A 17,312-nucleotide genomic window follows, 5' to 3' on the forward strand; every position below is an offset into this window, starting at 1 on the left:
TGAAATTATCTGCAAATGTAAGGAATGAAAATACAATTATTTAAAGTATCATTTGGTCGATATTGAAATATCACCATAAACACGCTGCCCATGCCGGCTTCAATAGAATATTCCGAAATATTATCACTCAGTTTACAAAGATTAATAGATAAAAAATGTATATTTGGCAATCAAAAAAAGCATCTGAAAATAATTACTATGGAAAACGTTTTTCAAAACCTGAAGCCCGAAAAAGTCTGGCAATATTTTGCCGAAATCTGCGAAATTCCTCATCCTTCGAAGAAGGAAGAAAAGATGGTAAAATATCTGATCGATTTCGGAAAGCACCATAATCTTGAAACTATCACCGACGAAGTCGGCAACGTTGTAATCCGCAAACCAGCCACACCCGGATTTGAAAACAAACCCTGGGTTGCGCTGCAGAGTCACATTGACATGGTTTGTGAAAAAGAAGCCGGCAGCTCTTTTAATTTTGATACAGACCCCATTATTCCCCGTATTGACGGAGAATGGGTGAAAGCCACCGGAACCACTCTGGGCGCCGATGACGGAATTGGTGTTGCTGCACAACTCGCATTGCTGGATGCCACTGACATTGAGCATGGACCCATCGAATGCCTTTTCACTGTGGATGAAGAAACAGGACTTACAGGTGCTTTTGCATTAAAGCCCGAAATGCTGAAAAGCCGCATCCTGCTTAATCTTGACAGCGAAGACGAAGGTGAAATTTTCATTGGCTGTGCCGGTGGAAAAGATACGGTTGGAACACGCTATTATACATCAGAGCCCGCTCCCGAAGGGATGACCGCGGTTCAGATTACAGTTGGCGGACTCAAAGGCGGACATTCGGGCGATGATATTCACCGCGGACTCGGTAATGCCAATAAAATCCTTGGCAGAGCTTTGTGGGAAATCAGCAGTGATTATCCATCTGCCAGACTCGCTTCGTTTGACGGAGGCAACCTGCGCAATGCCATTGCACGCGATGCCGTTGCAGTGATTCTGATTCCTGCTGGCAAAGAAAAAGAAGTTTTTTCTTACATTGAAAATTTAGACAAAACGGTTAAAGCCGAATATAAAATTACCGATCCGTTGGTGCATGTTGAGATAAAAAATGCTGATAATCCGGGACAAGTGGTTGACAGCAAAACGGCAAACAAGCTGATTGATCTGATTTATGCCATGCCGCACGGTGTCATTGCGTGGGCGCAGGATATCGAAGGATTTGTTGAAACATCAACCAATCTGGCATCGATAAAAATGAGCAATAATACAATTACTATTTCCACAAGCCAGCGCAGTTCGGTTGCGTCGGCAAAGCAGAATATCTGCAATGCAGTAGCTGCAACTTTCCGTATGGCTGGATTTGAATTTAAGCATGGCGATGGATATCCTGGCTGGACGCCTGATCCGAACAGTGCTATTCTGAAAATTACTGTTGAGCAGTTTGAAAAACAATTTGGATACAAACCTGTGGTTCGCGCTATTCATGCGGGTCTTGAATGTGGCCTGTTCAGCGAAAAAATCCCGGGAATGGATATGGTATCCTTTGGACCCACACTCCGTGGTGTTCACAGTCCTGACGAAAAGCTGCTTATTCCTACAGTTGAGCGATTCTGGAATCTCATTCTGAATACTTTGCAGAACGTATAATCATTCAATTAGAACTATTCAAAAAAGCTGTTCGCATTCCGGACAGCTTTTTTTGTTTATTTAGCTTCGTTAAACAAATTTAAAACTGTGGTGTCACATAATTTTCAGGGTGCGCTGGTGTGCATTCCGCAAAATACTCCGACATTATTTTCATATCAGCCGCATAGTTTCCGCTTGGATTAACAACTTTGCCAACAAATCCAAATTTCCTTTTATAGTCGAGATAGGTAAGAATCATCGGCACTTTGGCCTGCACGGCAATGCGGTAAAAACCTTTTTTCCAATGCGGATTTGGTTTGCGTGTGCCTTCGGGCGTAATACCCAACACAAGCTCATCGTATTTTGCAAACTGCTGAGTCATTTGTTCGGCAATATTTCCGGGATTTTTTCGATCCACCGGAATGCCGCCCCAGGCGCGGATTATGAGATTGAGCGGAAAAACAAAAGATTCCTTTTTAATCATGAATCGAACCCGGATATCGAGTGCGTTGTAACAAAGTCGACCGAGAATAAAATCCCAGTTCGACGTGTGCGGAGCGACTACCATGACTGCCTTTGTAATGTCTTTTGATACAGCATAATTATATTTCCAGCCACAAAGACGAAGTATTGCCTTTGCAATAATTATTCTTGGCCAACGGATCCATTTCCAGCGGTTACGACTTTTTGTTAGTGCCATAGTGCAAAGATAGGATAAAGCAGAAAATTGCGGATATCAGATTAATAAATCCAATTTTTGTTATCTCACTGCTTAACGAAACTAATTTTCATTGGTCCATATTCTGTCATGGCCCGAATAAAATATACTCCTGGCGAAAGAGCTAATACTGAAATCCCCAGTTTCTCACCAGCAAGCAAATTCCCAACTTTGATGCCTGTAGACTGCCCGGAGGTGTGTAAAATCTCGGCATCAGACAAGTCCTTCATGGCATTAATGTAAATCATATTTTCGGTTGGGTTAGGGAAAACAGAAAAACAATTTTGATTGGTGAAATCGTTAATTCCCTGAATTAATATTTCAATTGTATCAGAGTCGCTGCAGCCACCTATTGATTCAACAACCGACAAATAGCCAATACTGCCATATTGCCACAATACCTGCACGCTATCAGTTCCCTGCCCTGAAGCAATTATGCCATGAGTCACGTTCCATAAGTATTGCGCTCCTGCATGGTAGTCGCAATTGTAGTTTTCAATTGAAAGTGCATCCGGAGAATCGTTTCCGTTTATCGTTGTTCCGATGTTGTTATTGGAAACTGTAAGTGGAAAAGGGTAAATGCTGGTGCACCCGTATGCATCAGTAAGATACAATCTGTAAAAATATGTACCAGCTGCTACTCCTGAAATAATCCATTGCCCGGATGGCAACTGCATTGCACCAGGACCTGTAATTGTTGTATCCGTTATGTGCGAAAAACCTATTAAATTACCCCCATTAAGTTTCATTTGTGCTTTGAAAATATAACCATTATCCTGACCATAATCATCAGTAATTCTCAAAATCCAGTTCCCATTTATATGGCACCCTGCGTTATAGAAACCGATAAAAAATTGATCCGGGTACAGATAATTATAATTGATAACTGTATCAGTGAATGGAACAGGAGATGCTCCATCATCCAAATCGTTCAATGTTCCTGTAGAAGGATAATTTTCAGACCAGCAATATAGGAATCCGGTTCCTGGCGGATTCGCCGAACTAAGGCATACCGGCGAATTGTCAGATTCATTTGGTATACCTAAAAAACTATCACCACCATGGTCACCGTAATCCAACCAAACCGAATGCCCATCGGGACATGTAAGACTAAAGGACAGATCACCAGCCCAGGAATGTTCAATCTCAATACAAACACCCTCAATACTTGTCGGACCTATCAACGCTGCTCCTGATCCTGTGTTTACAGGGATTGGAATATCTATATAACCAGGAGGACAGCTTGGTCCATCAGGGATAAATAAAGCAGTGTCAACTGAAAAGACAAAACCATCGGAAACTGTGTCATGCGGATTAATTACAATATTATTGGTTGAATCACTTCCAATTGAAATGAAAAATGTGTCTGAGGAACAAATATATAAATTATCAAAATTCATCTCTACCATGGGAGAAGCTGATACACAAACAATAATCCGGCAAGTATCACTTGAACAATTGTTGCTGTCAACCAAATACAACTGAACTTCATAAATTCCGGAAACAGCGTATGTGTGGGTTTGTACCCGATTGGTGTCAATTGTTCCATCGTCGAAATTCCAAATGAATAAGACATTCAAACTGTCTTGATGGTAATTGATGTCATTCTGGGGAAAAACGTCGACTCCGGATCCATCGGCAGCGAAGACAACCAGTTCGCTCTGACATAAATAAACAATTGAGTTGCTGCCCGGAATTACTGACATTTGCGATGAATCAATCTTTGCATTGATCATTTGACAAGGGTACCTGAATTCCGGATTTTGAGCGTTTAACGATATTAGCCCTAATATTGAAATCAGAAATGTAGAAAATTTTGACATGGTAATCTTTTTTGCAAACAAATTCTAAATTAATTAAAATTTGTTTATCGGATTATTCAGCAAATATAATTATTTAAATTTGCACAAAACAACAAAAGATTCCTTTTTAATCATGAATCGAACCCGGATATCGAGTGCATTGTAGCACAGTCGACCGAGAATAAAATCCCAGTTCGAAGTATGCGGAGCTACCACCATGACTGCCTTTGTTATATCTTTTGATACAGCATAATTATATCTCCAGCCACAAAGACGAAGTATTGCTTTTGCAATAATTATTCTAGGCCAACGTATAAATTTCCAGCGATTACGACTTTTTGTGAGTGCCATAGTGCAAAGATAGAACAATGAAATTAATCAGTTGCAGACAACCTTGTCGACCAAAAGCCAATCGATCATTGTTTCATGAAAATTATTTCTTTGCGGCTTCCTTTATTAAAACCACGAATGAAATAAATTCCTGGCGACAGATTGGAAACAGGGACATACGTTTTCGAACCAGGTAAAACATTTCCTATATGAATTCCTGTTGATTGTCCGGAAATATCAAATATTTCAATATCTGAAATGGTTTGCAGAGCATCAATGCAGAGCGTGTTTTCAACAGGATTGGGGGATACTGACAAATAATCATTTGCATTCAATTCGTTCAATCCTACTATGCTGACATAAAGAGAATCAAAATCTGTACAATTCCCAATGGTTTCTGCCACCTGAATTAACCCGGTGCCGCTGTTTTGCCACAAAACCTGAATGCTGTCTGTCCCTTGGCCATTAACAACGTTTCCATTGGTCACTGTCCACAAATAATCAGCTCCCTGATGATAATCAGTGTTGTAACTTTCAATCATTGATACATCTGTTGTACCATTTCCGTGAATTTCAGTTGCGAAATCATTTGCAGTGAATGTAACTGGAAATGGATACGAATAATTATTTCCAAGTGAATCATGCAAAACAAGATGATATTGAAATGTTCCTGCGGGAATTCCGGTAATGGCCCATTGTCCACCGGGTAATTGAACAATACCGGGACCAGTAATTATAGTGTCGGTCAAAACCGCAGCAGTATCAGTTGAATTGTTTTTCAGACTCATCTGTATCCCAAACAAATATCCATTATCATATACCCATGAGTCCGTTATTGTTAAAGTCCATATCCCATCAAGATGACAACCTCCGCTAGCAAATCCTACCAAGGAATTTTCAGGGTAAATATAACCTGTATTGTTTATCGTGTCAGTAGGAGGGATTGGATTTGTCCCGGCGTCTAAATTATTCATGATTCCCTGATGATTATAATAATCACTCCAGCAGTAGAGCCAACCAGTTCCCGGCGGATTTGCAGCTGAGTCACAGGTGGGGGTTCCATCGGTCGTATTAGCAATACCCAGATTACTACTGCCACTGTTGTCATACGAATCAAGAACAACTGTTATACTATCGGGACACGTGAGTTGAAATGATAAATCGCCAGCGAAGGAATGTTCCATATTGACACAGACCGATCTGATGGCATCCGGACCCACAATTGTTGCCGGGTTTCCGGTATTAACCAAGAAGGGAACGTTTACAGACAATGTTGAACAGGATGGCCCATCGGGAATAAATAACGTCGTATCTTTGTACAGAAACACATCCTGGCCGGTCTGTTCCTGAGGCACAATGGAAATATTGTTTGCAGTGTCACTGCCTATTGATATGAATAAGGTATCGGAAATACAATAGAAGTCGCTGAAATTGAAACTTACCTGAGGGGGAGCAATTGTCAATACTGAAAATCTCAGCGTATCGCTGCTGCAATTATTATTATCAACAATATTCATACTGACAATAAAATGCCCGGGAGTTTGATATGAATGCGAAACAAACGGACCTACCTCAACAGTTCCATCACCGAAATCCCACATATAATACACATTGGAACTGCTTTGATGATAATTACGATCGTTCTCTGCAAAAATATTGTGTTCATCAGTTTCGGCAGCAAAATCCATTGCCTGATCTATAAAAAGATGAAAAGCAGCATTTGAGTCCGGTTTAATTGACATTCGCATAAAATCAAGCTGTGGATGAATCCTCTGGCAAGGGATGACATTTACGGCATTCTGCGCTTGTAGTAAAACAACTGAGAATATCAGCAATCCTGAAAAAATGACTTTGAATATCATTGCTTTATTATTTTAATTTATTATCCTGTTAAGGATTTTATGCAAATTTAATTTTTTTTAGATTTGTGCTCCAATTTTTAATAATGAGAAAGTCCATTCTTTTTACCTTCGTATTATCTGGATTATTACATCTGGTAATCTCAGCTCAAACCGATGAATACCCGCTCAGCGAAAGCTGCACCAGTATTATGGCCGGTAAAAACGCCACCACCGATGGCTCGGTCATTACCAGTCATACCTGCGACGGCAAATATCGCTCATGGCTCAACATTGTTCCGGCTGCCACATTTGACGAAAAAGCTATGTTGGATATTCAATCGGGCACCATGCATACCGAGACGCCATGGGATACTCGTGGTGTTGAAACCAAAGGAAAAATAAAACAAGTAAAGCAAACTTATGCCTACTTAAATGTTGCTTATCCATGCATGAACGAAAAACAGCTCATCATTGGCGAAAGCACCATTTCGGGCCGCAAGGAACTGGTGAATAATAAAGGACTTTTTCTGATTGAAAATCTCGAAGCCATAGTGCTTCAACGCTGCAGCACCGCTCGCGATGCGATAAAGCTCATGGGCGAACTGGTTAAAGAATTCGGCTATGCCGATGGTGGAGAATGTATCACCATTGCTGATAAAAAAGAAGTCTGGGTGTTTGAAATTTTCGGTGAAGGTCCTGATAAAATCGGCGCGGTGTGGGCTGCACAGCGTATTCCTGATGACCATGTGGGCGTTTGTGCCAACATCAGCCGCATCAGCGAAATTGATCTGAAAAACAAAGATTATTTTATGGCTTCGGATAATGTTTTCAGCGTCGCCAAAAAAATGGGCTTCTGGGATGGCAAGGAGCCTTTTAAATTCTGGAAAGCCTACAGCGGAAGCAAACCGTTTCAGATCCGTGAATATTTCATTCTTTCCTGTCTGGCCCCATCACTCAATCTTGACTTTAACGCCGACGAACTTCCGTTCTCTGTAAAACCCGATAAACAAGTGTCGGTGCGCGATGTTATGGCTCTGCTCCGCTCCACTTTCGAAGGTACACAATGGGACATGACCCGGAATCTGAAAATGGTGACATCGAATAAAAACGAAGCCGGTGAAACCGTCACCGACACCATCACCTCGCCCTACGCCAACCCCTGGATGAAGCGCGAAATGATGGGTATGTTGAATTATCAGGAAGAAGGAACCATAAAATTCCAACGCACCTGCGCCGTTGCCTGGTGCGGATATAGTTTTGTCGGACAGTGCCGCGACTGGCTCCCCGACGAAGTGGGCGGCGTTTGCTGGTTTTCGTTCGACAATCCTGCCGAAAGTCCGCGCATTCCAATTTTTGCAGGCACACTTTCTTTGCCGCAATCATTCAACTATTCCGGACAGTTTGCATTCAACGAACAATCGGCACACTGGCAATATCGTCAGGCCAACCGCCTGGCAACAGTGCGCTGGGGCGATGGCCGCAAGCTGATTGAGCCGGCATTGATGCAATACGAAGACAAAGCCTTTGCTGAGCTGCCCGATGTTGAAAAGCGCGCCGCAGAACTGCTGAAAGAAGATCAGGCCAACGCTGCAGCCGGTCATCCAACACAAAAATGCCGCGAATATCTGACCCGCTACACCGCCGATTTTCACGCATCATCGGCTGCCAAATGGCTCGAGTTGCGCAATCAGCTGTGGACGGATTTGAAATTGTCGTTTTGAACTTCCTGAGGATATCTCAGAATAACAGATTGTTACGGCATTCCACCGTTCCGGCGGATGGTTTACGGTTTTTTCACTGTTTATGAGCCGGAACATGGAATCGTCGTTTGATTTTTGAAACATTGTTATTTACACAACATGACATTGCGATCACCATTTATCATATTGTTTTTCATCGTCTGTTCAACAATAGCTCATTGTCAGAAAACCATAAACCGGATTGAATTTTGAAGCTCAATAGCTGCGTTAATCAGCGTGCGACAAATACTACTCTGATTGTCAATTATTTAATTCAATAATTCATTTTCTTTCCGTCTTTTCAAGACATTTTACTTTATTTCTTTCCGAAATTTCATGACATATTCACAGTTATAATTAGTCAATCAAATTTATTGGATGGGTTTTATTGAAATAGATACTGGTCAGAAAACCATCCGGGTGATAAATGCCGCCGAGGTTATGCTTGGCCGCAAACAGAAAAAATAATCACAACACGTCGCAGGAATTTGAACACATCCGGAAGCAATAGATTACATTTTTTCGTACGAATATTTGTAATAGCACTTATTCAATAGATAATTACTATTATTATCCTTGTAAATTTGCTGATTGAAAATTCCATCACTATGAACTCCGTCACTTTTCATCCCATGGTTGTCCACTTCTCCGTTGCACTGGTGATTGTGGGCTTTGTTATTGACTTCTTCTACATTTTTGTAGCCCGGAAAGACTGGCGCAAAACAAGCAGCTTGTTTCTGATGATACTGGCGTTGCTGGCGGTTTTCTTTTCGTGGTTCACCGGCGAATACTACTCACGCAGCTACGATGGTGTTGGACGCGACGTAAAAGATGAGCACGAACTGTTTTCATGGATTACCATCTATATTTTCGGCGCCGCTACAGCTGTGCGATTCGTGGCCATTTATCTGAAAAAAGATTTTGCACTTCTGAAATATTTCTATTTTGCGCTCATGCTGGCGGCAGTCATTGCCATTGGGTACTGTGGCTATCTGGGCGGTAATCTGGTATATGAGCTTCAGCACGATTTACGTCCGGGCCAATAATTTCAAACTTTTATCTACTGATATTACATGCGCTCATTTCCCTTCAGACTCCTTATAATCGCTTCATTGCTTGTTTCCAGCTATGCTACGGCTTGGTCGCAGGATGTTACTTTTCAAATCAGAAATAAATCAAGAGAGCCATTAATTGGCTCCACCGTAAAACTTTCTGCTGAAAAAGATTCAACAAAAATGTTTCTGGCCGCGGCCGACGTGAATGGTGTTGCGGTATTGAAAAATATTCCCGACGGCATGTACAATGTTGTGGTAAGTTATATTGGCTACACTCCGTTTCGGAAAACCATCGCTGTGAATCCGCAGCACCGCAGTTTTACCTTCACACCCGAAGAAAATTCTCTTTCGCTCAACGAAGTGACCATCTCTGCCGACCGCCCATTTATCCGGCAGGAAGATGATAAAATGATTGTTGATCCGGCGCCCATGATAGGCATCAGCACCAACACGCTTGAAGTAATTGAAGCAACGCCCGGCATTTATGTTGATTATGACGCCGGCATATTTCTTTCGGCCACAACACCAGCTGTCATTTACATCAACGGACGGGAACAAAAACTCAGCAACCAGGATATGATGAATCTGTTGCGCAATCTGCCTCCCGGAAGCATTGAACGCATTGAAATACTGCGAACACCTTCGACCAAATATGACGCTGCAAGCTCAGGTGGAATCGTAAATGTTGTGCTGAAAAAAGGATTGGAAATTGGTCGTTTTGGAAATATAAATGTTGGAATGAATCAGGGGAAATACGGCAACCGCACTGCCGGCGCCAGTTTCAACAATAGTGGCGATAAAACAACGTTGTATATCAATGTCGGGTATCATCGTCATGACCGACTCGACGAGATGAATACCGTTCGCAGTATTGCAACGGATACCACGCTGAATCAGCGATCCGAAACCAGACAAACCTCCGATGATTTCTTCGCTGGCTACGGATTTACTTTTGATCCCAACGATAAAAACGGCTTTTCATACGATGGCCGGCTTAACTTCGGAATTCGGAATTCGGATGTTGTAAATAATAGTTTTTTTGCAGAAGAATCAGGCACACATCTTGCCGAAAGCGAAGACTGGATCAATACTTCAGGCAATCGCTTCAGTCTGTCGCAGGATTTCGGATACCGGTACAAAATCGACACTCTTGATTCGGAATGGGACACCAGACTGGGCTTTGATTTCAACCAGAATCAATCGGATCAGGAATACCACACGGCCTATACTTTCCCGTTCGATACGATTATTTCAGGCATCGGAAAAAGCCCTCAGCAGCGAGGTTTGCTGCAACTTCAATCAGATTTGACCTACAAACTAAAAAATGGCATCAAAACCGAATCAGGTATAAAAGGCTCGTTGCAGCAATACAACAGCGATGCAACATTTTTCGGCATTGAAAACAACGTTCAGATTCCCGATTCAGGCCGAAGCAACGCATATACATTCAACGAGGGAATTTTCGCAGCATACACGCAGGCCTCCAAAACCATTTGGGGAGGACTGATATTGAAAGCCGGATGCAGACTTGAATACACTTACATGAATGGAAAACAAAAAGTACCCACCGATACCAGTTTTATTGTAAAACGTGCCGATTTATTTCCATATGTGTATATCAGCCGCGATTTGCCAACCCTGCTGCCCAACATCATTCCGATCAAGCTCAGAACTTTTCTCATTTATCGCCGCACCATTGCACGACCCGAATACGGACAGCTCAATCCATCGCGTGAATACCTGGACCCGTTTCTGTATGAAGCAGGAAACCCTGAGTTGAAGCCGCAATTCTCCAATAATATTGAGTTCAACATCAGCTACGAAGATATGCCAATACTTGCCTTTGGTATCAATTACACGCAGGATATATTTTCGGACGTTGTATATGAAGATGAACAACAAAACGGCGTGGCAGTGATGACCTACGACAATCTTGGAAAGAATACGGAAAAATATATGCGCGCCATGATTGGCATTCCGCCGGGTGGAAAATACTTTTTTGCACTGGGTGCACAATATAATCTGAATGATTATGCAGGTTTTTACGAAGGCGAGCCATTATCATACAAACGAGGCAGTTGGCGTTTCTTTACTTTCCATTCGCTCAAACTGGCCCGAAATACTAAGTTTACCGTGAATGGATTTATGATGGTAAATGGCTCCCGTGGTTTTTATGAGCTCGAAAACTTCGGCTCGCTGAACTGCGGACTTTCACAAACCTTTATGAATCAGAAAATGATCATTACTCTCAATGCCCGTGACTTATTAGGAACAATGAACACCGCTTTTAAACTTACGCAAGGTTCCCTGCCCTCTTATGGCGAACGTTACCGCGATAGCCGGCGTTTTGGAATCAATATCCGATACAATTTCGGACTTGGTAAAAAGGAAAAGCAGAACGGATTAAACGATCTTGACGAGAATAACAGCCAATAATATAATGTTATTCAAACATAATCAAGAATAAAAATCGTTTTGGCATAAATCGAATGTTTTTTGCAACTCCGGTCCACCTTTCTGCGTCGCGGAATGCGACCTATCGCCAGCTATGATCAACGAGCATTTCCGCAACGCAGAGAGCACGCGCTGCAAGGCGCCCAATAATTATCAGGATCGATTGAAGACTTGCTTCATAAAAAATCAATGTATTCGCATTGTTGCATTTGTTTAATATGTCATAAAATATATTTTGGCGATATAATTATTTCATTTAACGGATTAAATTTATTATATTTGTGATACATTAAAAACACAGGAGGATCCATTATGAAAGCTTCAGAAACACTGATTATCACAATCAGCCGGCAGCTTGGAGCTGGCGGAGCCTACATAGGGCAACAAGTTGCAAGAAAGCTGAATATCCATTATGCCGACCATGAAATCATCCGTAAAGCTGCCGAAAAGCTATCGGTTAAAGAAGAAGATATTGCAAAACGCGATGAAAAAATACAACCATTTTGGGAAACAATGTTGCTGAGTTCGGGCTATACCCCGGAGTTTTATGTACCAATCAGCATTAAATACGCGCCGACTGATGCCGAAATGTTTGAAGTCGAGACCAACATAATGCACAAGCTGGCCGAAAATATCGATGCTGTGATTATTGGTCGTGGCGGTTTTCATGTTTTCAAAGATCGGCCAAAAACTTTGCGCGTATTTCTGTATGCTTCAAAAGAGTACCGCATGGACAGAGTCATGACAGAGCATAACCTGAATGAAAAAGAAGCACTGGAGGCCATTAACGATAGTGACCGAGCCAGGGCAAAATACATTGAGGCCTTTACAGGTGCAGACTGGAACGATGCAAGGAATTTTGACCTTTCGCTCAATACCGGAAAATTGGGTCTTGAAAAATCGATCGAAGCCATTTTGGCCATTGCCAAGCTGATATAACGACATCTGTCCAAATATGACTAATGTGACAATATGGTCATTTAAACTCATATTAAATTAGGTATGTCTAATTATATTTGCTATCTTTGTAAAAATGTCAAAACCTTTAAAGAGGAGGCAACAACATGAAAACAACTAATCCTTTGATCATTACAATCAGCCGCCAAATGGGCAGCGGCGGGGCCTATATCGGTCAAAAGCTGGCCAAAAAACTTAAAATTCATTATGCCGACCGGGAAATAATCCGCAAGGCTGCTGAAACGCTTTCTGTGTCCGAAGAAGATCTGGAAAGCATGGATGAAAAATCACAGACCTGGTGGGACTACATCCAAATGTCGAGCAGATATGCGGTTGATGTTTACATTCCACCAGTCCAGAAATTCGCACCAACGGATCTTGAGTTATACAAAGCTGAAAGTGAAATTCTGATGGATATTGCGAAAGAATGTTCTGCGGTAATCATTGGTCGGTGCGGTTTTCATGTGCTCGATGGACATCCGAATCTGGTGAAAATTCTTTTGCATGCTGATAAGGATTACAGGGTGAAGCGAATCATGGACCTCTATTCTGTTTCAATCAAAACTGCTGAAAAAATGATTGACGACAGCGACAAGAAAAGATGTTCCTATATCAAAAAATTCGCAAAGAAAGACTGGATGGATGCAGGGAACTATCACCTATGCATCGACACAAGCAAAATCGGCATTGACAAAGCGCTCGACCTGATTCTTGAATATATCCCCTCAGCTAAAAAGCATTAAAACCTGGATTTTGTGTAGCACATGGTTGCCCATCTGTATACCTGATTGAGTGGGCTTCTGTGATTGTCTTGACTGTTCAGTATAGCAGATAAAGTGTTTTGACAAATGCATTTTGTAATTTTGCAAAAAAAACCAATGAGATACTTGTCGATTCTTGTACTTGTACTGTTTATTGCTGCCTGCGGAAATAAGGAGAAAAAAGAGGAAGTGATCCTGAAGCTCAACCCCACTGACACACTCGATAAACTTCTTTCTATAAAGAATGAAGCAGAGCTGATTGAGAAATTCGGAAACGATAATGTGACCTGGGATACCGTGTATGGCGCTGAGGGCGCTGTTTCTATGGCAACACTCCTCTACAAGGGTACCTGTGATCAGGTTGAAATAACCTGGAAAAATATAAAAAACAAAACTGAGATTTCGAAAGTGACGTTAAGTGCTTTGTACGACGAAAAGCAAGAAAAACTAATCACATTTTCGCACTGGAAAACCAGTTTCGGAATAAGGCTTGGCACGTCGTTGAAAGAGCTGGAAACAATGAATGAAGTTCCCTTTATTTTCTTTGGTTTTGGCTGGGACTATGGTGGTATTGTTTCCGAGTTCAATAGTGGAAAACTGACTACACTTCCCATTTCTCTACAACTTGGAATCACTGATGTTGTGAAAGACGGAAATAATCCTGATTACGAAATGTTGATGGGCGACAATGAATTCAATTCGGATGATGCTGAAGCCCAGCGCCTGAATCCGGTGGTGATTTCGATCAGTGTTTTGAAGAAATAATTCAGTAATCTTATGAACAAAACTTTAGCCGGGTTTTTAGCCGGATTTGCTGCCGGAATTATTGATCTGATTCCGATGATTATTCAGAAACTCACATGGGATGCCAATCTGGCTGCATTTTCAATGTGGCTGGCCGTGGGCTTTTTTACTGCTCACGTATCATTCAGAATGCATCCTGTTTTGAAAGGAATAATAATCGCCTTCATTTGTCTTCTGCCAACTGCATTTATTATTGGATGGAATATGCCTGAATCGCTCATTCCTATTTCGGGCATGACACTCATTCTCGGCGCCCTGACAGGATTGCTGGTACATTGGATGACAAAAGAAAAATTTGAGAATCCGATAATAAAATAAACAATTAAAGCGAAAACTTTTACCGCTACAGCAGAATGGTCAGTCCGATTCTGGCTCCCATATAGGTGCTCATAGCGTTTAGCTGAAAATCGAGGCCGAATTTCTCATTAAAAAACATGCGGTATCCAAATTGAGCCCCGAAAACAGCTCCGGTTTCGACACTTCCTCCATAGAGTGCAGGAGATTCGGCCATGGCATAACCACCGCTAAAACCACCATACAAATCGGAGCTTGTATAATCGCGCAGCTTAAACATATTGTTGAAATGGAAATTTACATTCCCCAAAACAGTGATAATGCTGTGATTATACATTGTATTGCCGAAGTTTTCGTTGAAAAACCGGTATGAAGCATCAACACCGAGTGAGAGATTTTCAGCAATGCCAAGATCAGCACCAACATAAGCAGGAATGCCCTGGTTGGTATAACCGGTGCCAAGGTTAAGCTGCAATCGTCCGGATTCGAGTGGATACTGAGCGTTTGCAAACCCAATCATTCCAATCAGTAAAGCAAATGTAAATAGCTTCTTCATAAAAAATCATTTAAAAGATTTTTGAAAAATGTTTCAACAAACATACATAAATTCATGTAATAGTGCAATAAAAACAGCAGACGTTTCACGAATATTGTCAACTATTTCACAATAAAAGATGCAGTAATATCAACCTTTGGATTTGTTGAGAAATGTGTTTTTGCACATTATAACGGTGCCGAAAATCATAAACAATGCAGGAACAACATAGTAACGGGAGCCACAGTACACAAATATTGCCTGAACCCCAATAATATAAGCAGGAAGAAGCAAGGAAAAAAGTATCAACGTTTTCGATTTAACGCTCATTGGTCTACTGAAAATACGGAAAACAGAAAAAATGGAAATCAGAAGCCAGCAATAAAACACAATCCGGAAGATTATCCCATCTGCACCGAAAGAAAACTTTTTTAATCTCCACAAAAAAGCTTCAATAGCATCTTTCGGGTGTTCTATGATAAAATTAGTAACCTCACGCTTCAATATCTGATCCCGATCTTTCCATTTGCCATTATCAGGAATTGAGAGAAGTCTTATACCCTCTTCTCTTTTGGAGACTGGTATTTCATTCCATCTGTCAGAATAATATGTGGCTTTAAGGTCAATATATTCATTAAACGAGCAAAATAATGTTATTGCGCTGTATGTTCCCTGTGTATATCTGGAATCGCCATAGTTTGAGTAAGAAACAGCCGAGGTAATGACAAGGGCAATGATTGGAATGCCCAATACAGGAGCCAGAAGTCGAAACATTTTTTTTCGAAATAAAATGAGCATAACAGCTATCAATGCACAAAGTATTAACGCCGGGAGAAGCAAAGGCCGGATAATTAAAAAACCGAAAAGTGAAAGACCCAGCAGAATGCCATTTAGTAATGTGTAATTACTGACGTACATCAATAGAGTCAAAACAACCAGAACAGATGAAAGAAACAACGATACCTCAACCCCATAAATAATAAAGGATGGTAATACTACCGGGATCAAAAAAACCAATATGATCGACGTTAATAAGGATGTTTCTGCCAACCTGAATACCCTGAATGAAAAAAATATTGCTGCAAAAAAAATGATTTTGTTGAACAATAGCCCGGATAATCCAATCAAGCTGAACAAACTAATCAATAATGGATGCCCGATGGGAGGCAAAATATAGTCGTTGCGGATGTTATCAATATACCCAACTCCATTAAGTAGATTATTACCAAGCCCGAAATACAAATTGGCGTCAGGCCCCGGAGAAAGGAAATTTTCCAGTATCGTAAGTACAACGGCAATGCAAATGCCGGTTAGGTACCAGACTCTTTCCCTGCTTGGTTTATAATTCAATATTGAAGTAAATTTACTCTTCATCATCCATTTTCTTAGGAATGGAGCTTATATCAATCTGTATTGCCTGAAGAATAAACTGTATTCCAAGAATAATAGGCAGGATAGACAGCATGATTGTCCCGGTTGAATTAATTTCCTGATGCATGGAACCGTATATCCAGCGATAAATTCCAAACAAAGTTCCAAAAATAAACATGGGCAAACCTGTAATAATGTAAACAGAAGCCATGTTGAAATCAAATAGAAAAAATTTGTAGAAAATACGTTTGAAAAAGCGTTTTGTTAACAGAAACGGGAATTTCAGCAGTATATTCCCAACCCGGAGCGAGCTCTTTTCATCACCGTAAATGGATGGCATAGCAATGTCTCTGACTACACAATTGTAAATATTCAAATGCACGAGCATATCCGACTCGAAAAAATACCTTTTTGAAAGGTGTTCAAACCGAAGTTTTTTTAATGCCCTGATGGAAATGGCAGTATATCCATTTGTCGGATCCATGACATTCCAATACCCGGAACAGACTTTTAGAATAAATGACAGCATACTGTTACCGAAGAGACGGATTTTGGGCATGTTTCTAAGTGTCTCCGGATTACTGAATCGGCAACCTTTTGTATAGTCTGCCTTGTTTTTCTTCAAAGGTTCAATCAAAGCGGGAATAAAACCCGGGTCCATCTGCCCGTCACCATCCATTTTTATGACAATATCGCAATTCTTATCCATTGCGGCGTAATATCCTGAAATTACAGCCCCCCCGACTCCCTGGTTTTTCTCATGAAAGATCACTTGTATCCTGGGGTCATTCACAGCAATCTGCTGGGCAATCATTCCGCTTTTTTCAGGACACATATCATCAACGACTATAATGTGATCGATAGAGGCCGGCAAAGTCGCTATTACCTGCGCAATATGACTGGAGACCTTGTAGCTCGGAATTACTATTGCGATGGAGTTGTTTTCGACCATAATTGGGTAGTTGATATTATTTGCAAAAATAATGAAAACAATTGACTGGGTTTTGTGTATTCTGTAG

At 41.2% G+C, this 17,312-nt stretch carries 15 protein-coding genes; 8 read left to right on the plus strand and 7 right to left on the minus strand.

The window, feature by feature from the left end; translation table 11 throughout:
• The first annotated feature begins 198 nt into the window (after positions 1-198).
• Entirely contained in the window at positions 199-1,653 is a 1,455-nt protein-coding gene (locus tag A2W93_04470) for a cytosol nonspecific dipeptidase (GenBank protein OFY56095.1), read from the plus strand.
• 79 nt (positions 1,654-1,732) lie between these two features.
• Here the strand turns inward: A2W93_04470 and A2W93_04475 are convergent, their stop codons facing one another.
• The 4 genes from A2W93_04475 to A2W93_04490 all read right to left on the minus strand — a co-directional run bounded on the left by A2W93_04475 (position 1,733) and on the right by A2W93_04490 (position 6,224).
• Positions 1,733-2,281, minus strand: a complete 549-nt coding sequence (locus A2W93_04475; protein OFY56096.1) for a hypothetical protein — start codon at positions 2,279-2,281, stop codon at positions 1,733-1,735.
• A gap of 116 nt (positions 2,282-2,397) precedes the next feature.
• Positions 2,398-4,173 carry a hypothetical protein gene (locus A2W93_04480; protein ID OFY56017.1) on the minus strand — a complete coding sequence of 592 codons (1,776 nt, stop codon included), beginning with the start codon at positions 4,171-4,173 and terminating at the stop codon, positions 2,398-2,400.
• 69 nt (positions 4,174-4,242) lie between these two features.
• The gene (locus tag A2W93_04485; GenBank protein OFY56018.1) at positions 4,243-4,503 is read right to left on the minus strand and encodes a hypothetical protein; all 261 of its coding nucleotides are present in this window, start codon (positions 4,501-4,503) and stop codon (positions 4,243-4,245) included.
• A gap of 65 nt (positions 4,504-4,568) precedes the next feature.
• Entirely contained in the window at positions 4,569-6,224 is a 1,656-nt protein-coding gene (locus A2W93_04490; protein OFY56019.1) for a hypothetical protein, read from the minus strand.
• A 203-nt stretch (positions 6,225-6,427) separates the two neighbouring features.
• On the opposite strand from A2W93_04490, the gene A2W93_04495 reads away from it, so the two are divergent.
• From A2W93_04495 to A2W93_04525, 7 genes are all read left to right on the plus strand, one after another.
• Positions 6,428-8,044, plus strand: a complete 1,617-nt coding sequence (locus A2W93_04495; GenBank protein ID OFY56020.1) for a peptidase — start codon at positions 6,428-6,430, stop codon at positions 8,042-8,044.
• 626 nt (positions 8,045-8,670) lie between these two features.
• The gene (locus A2W93_04500; protein OFY56021.1) at positions 8,671-9,108 is read left to right on the plus strand and encodes a hypothetical protein; all 438 of its coding nucleotides are present in this window, start codon (positions 8,671-8,673) and stop codon (positions 9,106-9,108) included.
• A 27-nt stretch (positions 9,109-9,135) separates the two neighbouring features.
• On the plus strand, positions 9,136-11,553 hold the full coding sequence (locus A2W93_04505; GenBank protein ID OFY56022.1) for a hypothetical protein: 2,418 nt from the start codon (positions 9,136-9,138) through the stop codon (positions 11,551-11,553).
• A 330-nt stretch (positions 11,554-11,883) separates the two neighbouring features.
• Positions 11,884-12,510: a hypothetical protein gene (locus tag A2W93_04510; protein OFY56023.1), complete on the plus strand. Its 627-nt coding sequence runs from the start codon at positions 11,884-11,886 to the stop codon at positions 12,508-12,510.
• Between the two features lie 125 nt (positions 12,511-12,635).
• Positions 12,636-13,271 (plus strand): hypothetical protein, encoded by a 636-nt coding sequence (locus tag A2W93_04515; GenBank protein OFY56024.1) that lies wholly within the window; start codon positions 12,636-12,638, stop codon positions 13,269-13,271.
• Between the two features lie 144 nt (positions 13,272-13,415).
• Positions 13,416-14,054 carry a hypothetical protein gene (locus A2W93_04520; protein OFY56025.1) on the plus strand — a complete coding sequence of 213 codons (639 nt, stop codon included), beginning with the start codon at positions 13,416-13,418 and terminating at the stop codon, positions 14,052-14,054.
• Positions 14,055-14,066: 12 nt separating this feature from the next.
• Entirely contained in the window at positions 14,067-14,411 is a 345-nt protein-coding gene (locus A2W93_04525; GenBank protein OFY56026.1) for a hypothetical protein, read from the plus strand.
• A gap of 25 nt (positions 14,412-14,436) precedes the next feature.
• On the opposite strand, the gene A2W93_04530 is transcribed toward A2W93_04525, so the two are convergent.
• The 3 genes from A2W93_04530 to A2W93_04540 all read right to left on the minus strand — a co-directional run bounded on the left by A2W93_04530 (position 14,437) and on the right by A2W93_04540 (position 17,245).
• On the minus strand, positions 14,437-14,943 hold the full coding sequence (locus A2W93_04530) for a hypothetical protein (protein OFY56027.1): 507 nt from the start codon (positions 14,941-14,943) through the stop codon (positions 14,437-14,439).
• Between the two features lie 129 nt (positions 14,944-15,072).
• A complete protein-coding gene (locus tag A2W93_04535; protein ID OFY56028.1) occupies positions 15,073-16,299 on the minus strand; it encodes a hypothetical protein in 1,227 nt (408 codons plus the stop codon).
• On the minus strand, positions 16,286-17,245 hold the full coding sequence (locus A2W93_04540) for a glycosyl transferase family 2 (protein ID OFY56029.1): 960 nt from the start codon (positions 17,243-17,245) through the stop codon (positions 16,286-16,288). Before A2W93_04540 ends, A2W93_04535 begins: the two co-directional genes overlap by 14 nt.
• Positions 17,246-17,312 lie beyond the last annotated feature (67 nt).

Source organism: Bacteroidetes bacterium GWF2_43_63 (assembly GCA_001769275.1).
GTDB lineage: Bacteria > Bacteroidota > Bacteroidia > Bacteroidales > DTU049 > GWF2-43-63.

Bases quoted from the DNA above. Each gene is read 5' to 3' on its own strand.
- A2W93_04470 (OFY56095.1), top strand. From the start codon at position 199: ATGGAAAACGTTTTTCAAAACCTGAAGCCCGAAAAAGTCTGGCAATAT.
- A2W93_04480 (OFY56017.1), bottom strand. From the start codon at position 4,173: ATGTCAAAATTTTCTACATTTCTGATTTCAATATTAGGGCTAATATCG.
- A2W93_04485 (OFY56018.1), bottom strand. From the start codon at position 4,503: ATGGCACTCACAAAAAGTCGTAATCGCTGGAAATTTATACGTTGGCCT.
- A2W93_04490 (OFY56019.1), bottom strand. From the start codon at position 6,224: ATGTCAATTAAACCGGACTCAAATGCTGCTTTTCATCTTTTTATAGAT.
- A2W93_04495 (OFY56020.1), top strand. From the start codon at position 6,428: ATGAGAAAGTCCATTCTTTTTACCTTCGTATTATCTGGATTATTACAT.
- A2W93_04500 (OFY56021.1), top strand. From the start codon at position 8,671: ATGAACTCCGTCACTTTTCATCCCATGGTTGTCCACTTCTCCGTTGCA.
- A2W93_04505 (OFY56022.1), top strand. From the start codon at position 9,136: ATGCGCTCATTTCCCTTCAGACTCCTTATAATCGCTTCATTGCTTGTT.
- A2W93_04510 (OFY56023.1), top strand. From the start codon at position 11,884: ATGAAAGCTTCAGAAACACTGATTATCACAATCAGCCGGCAGCTTGGA.
- A2W93_04515 (OFY56024.1), top strand. From the start codon at position 12,636: ATGAAAACAACTAATCCTTTGATCATTACAATCAGCCGCCAAATGGGC.
- A2W93_04525 (OFY56026.1), top strand. From the start codon at position 14,067: ATGAACAAAACTTTAGCCGGGTTTTTAGCCGGATTTGCTGCCGGAATT.
- A2W93_04530 (OFY56027.1), bottom strand. From the start codon at position 14,943: ATGAAGAAGCTATTTACATTTGCTTTACTGATTGGAATGATTGGGTTT.
- A2W93_04535 (OFY56028.1), bottom strand. From the start codon at position 16,299: ATGATGAAGAGTAAATTTACTTCAATATTGAATTATAAACCAAGCAGG.
- A2W93_04540 (OFY56029.1), bottom strand. From the start codon at position 17,245: ATGGTCGAAAACAACTCCATCGCAATAGTAATTCCGAGCTACAAGGTC.